Consider the following 6,843-nt stretch of genomic DNA (forward strand, 5'->3'; position numbering starts at 1 on the left):
TATGACTGCAAAGGGAGTAATAATCAGCTATATGAATGTAAATAGAAAAGGAGCAAGTCCTTTTACTCAAAGACAATCTGTTGATTTAGATAAAAAGTATGTGGTTTGCCTAGGGGAAGATAGAAATATAGCACCTCTTAGAAATCACGATTTAGCATGTGAGCTAGGGTATATTGTGAGTGATATATTGAATTTATCTCTAAAGAAATTTGATTGCGATGAATTTGCAAGCGAGTTTTTACTTCCAAAACAAGCATTTTTAAACAGCCTAGAGGATACAAATGAGCTAGAATCTTATATTAAGCTAAAAGCTAAATGGGCAGTTCCTGTGAGCTTACTTATTTATAGAGCTTATAGCTTAGGTGTCATAAGCTATAAAAAATACAATTATCTGCTAGACGATTGGCAAAAAAGAGGTTGGGATAAAAATGAGCCTTTAGATGACAAATTCAAATTACACGATTCATCCCTGCTTAAGATGGCGTATGAAGCGTTGATAGAAAATAATATAGTTAGCAATGCAACTTTAATCGATAAGCTATACGATAGAGGTATAATTTTATATCCTGAGGATTTAGAAATCTTAATGGATCTTAAACCAGATACGTTGAAGTTGAAAAACAATAAAAACAATGTAAAAAAAGTAGATTTTAAAAGAAAAAAAGCATAAAGAATCCCCTGCTTATTTGAGATGACCTCTAAGTGTTAGATTTTATGTCTAACTTTTTAGGGATACTTCAAAATTGCGGGGGAGTTTTTTTATTTTTCTTTTAATTCATATAAGTCAAGTCTTCTGGCTGACATCAGAGGAAGCTCTTTTCTAATTTTATCTACGTAATTTAAATCTATTTCTACAATTTTGTAACCTTCCTTTTCATCCATCTTATATAAAATATCGCCCCAAGGAGATGCGACTATAGAATTTGCATAAGAAACATAGCATCCATTTATATCTCTGCTAGGAGCACATCCAATTGCATATACTTGATTATCTATAGCTCTAGATCTAAACATCAAGTCCCAATGAGCAGGTCCTGTAGTCATATTAAATGCAGCAGGTACGATAATCACTTTTGCTCCCTTTTGAGCCATAAGTCTAGCTAATTCAGGAAATCTAAAGTCAAAGCATATACAAAGACCTATTTTACCAAATTCAGTATCGAATACAGTCACCTTATCTCCGGCTGTCAAAGTATCGGATTCTTTAAATGATTGTCCATTTTCTACATCTATATCGAATAAATGTACTTTTCTGTGTTTGCCTATTTTGTTACCATTTCTGTCGAATATATAAGATGTATTGTAGACTAAATTTTTATCGTCTTTTTCAGGTATAGAGCCTCCTACTAAATATATGTTATTTTCCTTTGCCATATTTGAAAGTAGTTTAAATGATTTATCGCCTTCTAATTCTGCATATATTGGAAAATTATCAGTTTTATAAGGTGTTGTAAACATCTCAGGAAGAACTGCTATATCACAACCTTCTTTGGCTACTTTTTTTACAAATTCACTTGCATTTTCTAAGTTTTTATATTTATCTACCTCTACATGCATTTGGATTAATGCAATTTTAATTTTATTCATAAATAACCCTCCATCAAATTTAAAAATAATTTACGTTATTAGTCGTTAATAAAATCTTATATAAGAATTTTTGAACTGTCAAAATAAAAATTTTCTTATAAAAAAATTTTTTCAAAAATTTAGTTTAAGGTATATATTTTACGGGTAAAGTATAGTATAATAAAAGAAACATATAAAATAACATACAAAGTAGAATATAACATAAAGGGGGCTGTTATAATGAGTGTAACAAGTAGAATAGAAAAATTTAGACAAGATTACGTTAATACTAAACCACAAATAAGCTGTGAAAGAGCAAAAATATATACAGATTCATACAGAGAAACAGAAGGACAACCTATGTGCATAAGAAGTGCAAAGGCTTATCTAGCAGCATGCGAAAAATTACCAGTAACTATATTCGATGACGAAATAATAGTAGGTACAGCAGGTGAATTCAAAAGAACAGGTATACTTACTCCAGAATTCTCTTGGAAATGGGTAGACAAAGAAATGGACAAATTCTCTACTAGAGGACAAGACCCATATGAAATGACTGATGAACAAAGAGAATTTACAAGAAAAGAAATCTTCCCTTACTGGAAAGGTAAATCACTAGAAGAAATATACTTAAATAGATTACCAGAAGAAACAGCAAAAATATTAATAGATACAGGAGTACTAGACAATGACTCAAAATGGAGACAAGCAGTTGGTGAAGTAACTCCAGATTATGAAGACATATTACTTCCAAAAGGATACAAAAAAATAAAAGAAGAAGCTTTAGCTAAAATAGAAGAATTAGATATAACTGTACCAGAAAATATGGAAAAAATAGAATTCTACAAATCTATAGTTATAATATGCGATGGTATAATGACTTTCGCGAAAAGATATTCTGATTTAGCTTATGAAATGGCAGAAAAAGAAACAGATGAAAAGAGAAAAGCTGAACTTATAAAAATAGGAGATGTTTGTAAAAAAGTTCCAGCTAATCCACCAGAAAGCTTCTATGAAGCAATTCAATTTATATGGTTTGTACAAGTAGGTGGAATCATATGTGAAAATCCTCTATCTCTTAACCCAGGTAGATTTGACCAATATATGTATCCATACTACGAAAAAGATATAAAAGAAGGAAAATTAGATAGAGATGGAGCATTAGAATTAATAGAAGCTCTATGGATAAAATATTCTGAATGGGTATGGACTATATCTGAAAATACAGCAGGATATTTTGCAGGATACAACCAATTCCAAAACTTAACTGTTGGTGGTAGAAAACGTGATGGATCAGATGCTACTAACGATTTAACTTACTTATGCTTAGAAGCTACTAAAGATGTAAAAACTCATCAACCAGGATTAAGTGTTAGAATTCATCAAGGTGCACCAGATGACTTTATAATGGCAGTTTGTGATTTAGTTGCAGAAGGAACAGGATTCCCAGCAATACACAACGATGCTTGTGGTACTCAAATGATGCTTCAAAATGGACTTACTCCAGAAGATGCGAGAGACTGGAATAACTGTGGTTGCGTAGTTCCTCACTTTAGAAAAGTAGGTGAATGGACAGCAACTGTAAATATAAACTTTGCAGCAGCACTTGAATACGCTATAAACCAAGGTAAAGCTAGAATGACTGGAGAACAAATGGGTCTAGAAGAAAAACCTGTAGAAGAATTTGTATCTTACAAAGAAGTAGAAGATGCTTTCTACAAACAATTTAAAAACTTAATAAAACATTCAGTAGTAGGTTCTATAGTAGCTCAACAAGTTCATACAGAAGTTGTTCCAAGACCATACTTATCAATATGTGTTGATGGATGCTTCGAAAAAGGTCAAGATTTAAGTAAAGGTGGAGCAAAATACAATGTAGGACCAGTTCTTACAGGTATAGGTCTAGGTGTTGTAGCTAACTGTTTAGCTGTTATCAAAAAATTAGTATTCGAAGATAAAGTAACTACTCTAGCAGAATTAAATAAAGCTCTAAATGCTAACTGGGAAGGATACGAAGAATTAAGAAAATTAGCATTAAGCGTTCCGAAATATGGTAACGACGATGATTATGTAGATAAAATAGCTGTAGAAGTATCTAACTTCTATTATCATGAAGTTAAACAATACAAAGATATATTTGGATCTCCATTTACTACTGCATTTATGGGTATATCAAACTATATACCAACTGGTAGAATAATAGGAGCAACTCCTGATGGTAGATATGCAGGTCAACCTATAACAGAAGGTGTATCTCCATATGCAGGAACTGATACAGAAACTCCTTTAGCTGCTATGAAATCAGCTGCTAAAATACAACATGATTTCCACTCTGGAGGAACTTTACTTAACCTAAGATTTAGTCATGATTTAGTAAATACTCCAAGAGGACTTAGAAACTTAGCTTCTACAATACAATCATACTTTGCACTTGGAGCATTCCACGTACAATTTAATACAGTTTCTAATGAAATACTTAAAAAAGCACAAGAACATCCAGAAGACTATAAAGATTTACTAGTAAGAGTTGCAGGATATTCAACTCAATTCGTAAATCTATCAAAAGAAATGCAAGATGCTATAATGGCTAGAAATGCACATGAAAGCTTCTAATTAGGAGAGATAGATGTCAGTTAAGGGAAACGTAGTTAGAATTCAGCGTTTTTCAGTTAATGACGGAGATGGAATAAGAACCACTGTATTTTTAGAGGGTTGCCCTCTAAAATGCAGATGGTGTTCTAATCCAGACTCATGGTCAGGAATTGTAAAACTAGCTGTATCAAAAGATCGTTGTGTAGGATGTAAAAGATGTGTAAGCGTATGTCCACAGGGCATAACTTCTCTATTTGACAGAAAGCAAGTAAATGAAAAATGTGATTTATGTGGTGAATGTATAAAAAGATGTACTCAAGATGCAATTAGCCAAATGACGAAAGAGATGACGACTGATGAAGTTATAAAAGAAATCGAAAAAGACCTTATTTTCTTCTTATCTTCTGGAGGTGGGATAACATTTTCTGGAGGCGAACCTACTAATCAACTTGAATTTTTAAGAGAATTGGTATATTATTTTTATAAAAAGGGTATATATACTGCTATAGAAACTTGTGCATTATTTGACTTTGAAAAATGTAAAGACGTTTTAGAAAAATTAGACCATATTTTTGTAGACATAAAAAATATGGATGACGAAAAACATAGAGAATACACAGGTATTAGCAATAAAAAAATACTTGATAATATCAAGAAAATGGCTACATTCAACAAAAGTATGGTGATTAGAGTTCCTGTAATACCAGGATTTAATGACAGCATAGATAATATTAAAAAGACTGCAGAATTTGTTAAAGAAAATGTAAAAAATCCTAAAATGGAATTATTACCTTATCATATGCTGGGACTAGACAAATACAAGGCTTTAGGACTTTATGATTATATTCATAGGTTTGAAGTTCCAACTAAAGAAAAAATGACTTCTCTTGAAGAAGTAGTTAGAAACTGTGGAGTCGAGGTAGTTAGTTATAAGTAGTCATAAATTTAAAAGGCGAGGAGATTTATTTATGATGTCACAACTTCCAAAAGTGGGACAAAATTTAAGAAGATTGAGAAATGGTTTAGGGTTAAGTTTAGATGAAGCATCTAAGATGACAGGTGTCAGCAAGGCTATGCTAGGACAAATTGAAAGAGGAGAATCGAGTCCGACAATATCTACATTATGGAAAATTTCATCTGGACTAAAGGTTAATTTTACATCTTTGCTAGATGATAATCAAAATGAATTAGTTTTAGTAAAAAAAGAAGATGTTGAGATTATCGAAGAAGAAAATGGGCATATGAGATTATATCCAATATTTCCATTTGACTCAAAAAGCGGTGTAGATGTATTTTTAATTGAATTAGATGAAGGATGCAAACATATTTCCGCTACACATAAAAATGTTTTAGAAGAAATGATTCTTGTAATAGAAGGAACTTTAACTGTTCAAATAGAAAAAGAAGTTTATGAATTAAAGGCTGGTCATAGTTTGAAGTTCGATGGAACTTTAAATCATATGTACAGAAATGACTCAAAGGGAAAAACTGTATTTCACAATATTGAAATATATAAATAGAGTAAATAGTATATTTAAGGGATCGCCGTAAATTGATTTTACGTCGATCTCTTTATTTTTTGAAAACTATCTGTATTTAAAAATTTTGAATGTAAGTTTTTCAAATTTATGTTAAAATTAAATCGAATAGCTTAAAAATTTGATTAAATAAGGGAGATTACAAAATGAAAAAAATTATTGATGCTTTTAGTAATATCAATTGGACTATTTTTATGTGGCTGTGAGATAGACATATCTGTAGAATCTAGTTCAAGTGATTCAAGTAGCTCAAATATTTCAAGTAGTTCAAGCAGTTCTAGTGATGAAATCATTTTAGGCGAAAATGATATAGAATCTCAAAAAGATATCGAACAAATCGATGAACCTGAAGAGCCTCTTGATTATGAAGGATTAAAGGAAAGTTTGTCAAATGGAGAAGTTCCAGATTATGTGTACAAGGTTACTATCGAAAGAGTAGTAGATGGAGATACAATGAAATTAAAGCTTGAAAATGGTCAAAGTATAAGAATTCGTACTCTATTAATAGATTGTCCAGAAGATACCAAAGAAAAAGACTATTTAGGAGACGTTGCTACAGCTTTTGCGAAGGACAAGCTTAAACAAGGTGATGTTGCTTATGTAGAGACTGATGGGCCTTTACAAGACGATTACGATAGATATTTAGGCTATTTATGGTATAAAGATGGCGATGAAATGAAAATGTACAATGCTGAAATATTGAGAGAGGGCTTAGCTAGAGTTGCATATATAAAAGAGGGTGTGCGCCATTTAGACATGCTTTACGATGCTCAATATGAAGCTAAGGACCAAAAGTTAAATGTATGGTCAATCGATGGATATGTAACTAAATACGGATTTAATCAAGATTTAGTAGATTAGAAATATTTAAACTCGAGCTTATGGGCTCGAGTTTTTTTAAAAAAATAACCTTTAAATGGAATATATTTTCCTATACTATATGAACTTATGATATAATTTATTATCAAGAAAAATAATAGGAGGAGAATTGATTGAAATTAAAAAAAAATTTAGGTGTATTAGTATTAATTTTAATAATTTGTTCTCTATTTATGCCTCTTTCTATTAATTATACTGGTCAAAGTAAGATTTTTAGTTCAAATAAATTAAGTAGGTATGTTTCACTATCTAGATTAGAGGAGGTTTC

Annotated in this window: 6 protein-coding genes; 5 read left to right on the plus strand and 1 reads right to left on the minus strand. The window is 31.2% G+C overall.

Annotated features, from left to right (window positions below; genetic code table 11):
• Positions 1-670: ImmA/IrrE family metallo-endopeptidase (locus ACI3VO_RS02450; protein WP_439756388.1), on the plus strand; the 670-nt coding region annotated here is incomplete at its 5' end.
• Positions 671-759: 89 nt separating this feature from the next.
• Here ACI3VO_RS02450 and ACI3VO_RS02455 read toward each other — a convergent pair.
• A complete protein-coding gene (locus ACI3VO_RS02455) occupies positions 760-1,587 on the minus strand; it encodes a carbon-nitrogen hydrolase family protein (RefSeq protein WP_439756389.1) in 828 nt (275 codons plus the stop codon).
• A gap of 219 nt (positions 1,588-1,806) precedes the next feature.
• Between ACI3VO_RS02455 and ACI3VO_RS02460 the strand changes: the two genes are divergently transcribed.
• The 4 genes from ACI3VO_RS02460 to ACI3VO_RS02475 all read left to right on the plus strand — a co-directional run bounded on the left by ACI3VO_RS02460 (position 1,807) and on the right by ACI3VO_RS02475 (position 6,557).
• The gene (locus tag ACI3VO_RS02460; protein WP_439756390.1) at positions 1,807-4,179 is read left to right on the plus strand and encodes a glycyl radical protein; all 2,373 of its coding nucleotides are present in this window, start codon (positions 1,807-1,809) and stop codon (positions 4,177-4,179) included.
• Positions 4,180-4,192: 13 nt separating this feature from the next.
• Entirely contained in the window at positions 4,193-5,095 is a 903-nt protein-coding gene (locus tag ACI3VO_RS02465; protein ID WP_439756391.1) for a glycyl-radical enzyme activating protein, read from the plus strand.
• Positions 5,096-5,126: 31 nt separating this feature from the next.
• On the plus strand, positions 5,127-5,678 hold the full coding sequence (locus ACI3VO_RS02470) for a helix-turn-helix domain-containing protein (RefSeq protein ID WP_439756392.1): 552 nt from the start codon (positions 5,127-5,129) through the stop codon (positions 5,676-5,678).
• A 180-nt stretch (positions 5,679-5,858) separates the two neighbouring features.
• Entirely contained in the window at positions 5,859-6,557 is a 699-nt protein-coding gene (locus ACI3VO_RS02475; RefSeq protein WP_439756393.1) for a thermonuclease family protein, read from the plus strand.
• Positions 6,558-6,843 lie beyond the last annotated feature (286 nt).

It is taken from the genome of Intestinibacter sp., from assembly GCF_051866655.1.
Lineage (GTDB): Bacteria > Bacillota > Clostridia > Peptostreptococcales > Peptostreptococcaceae > Intestinibacter.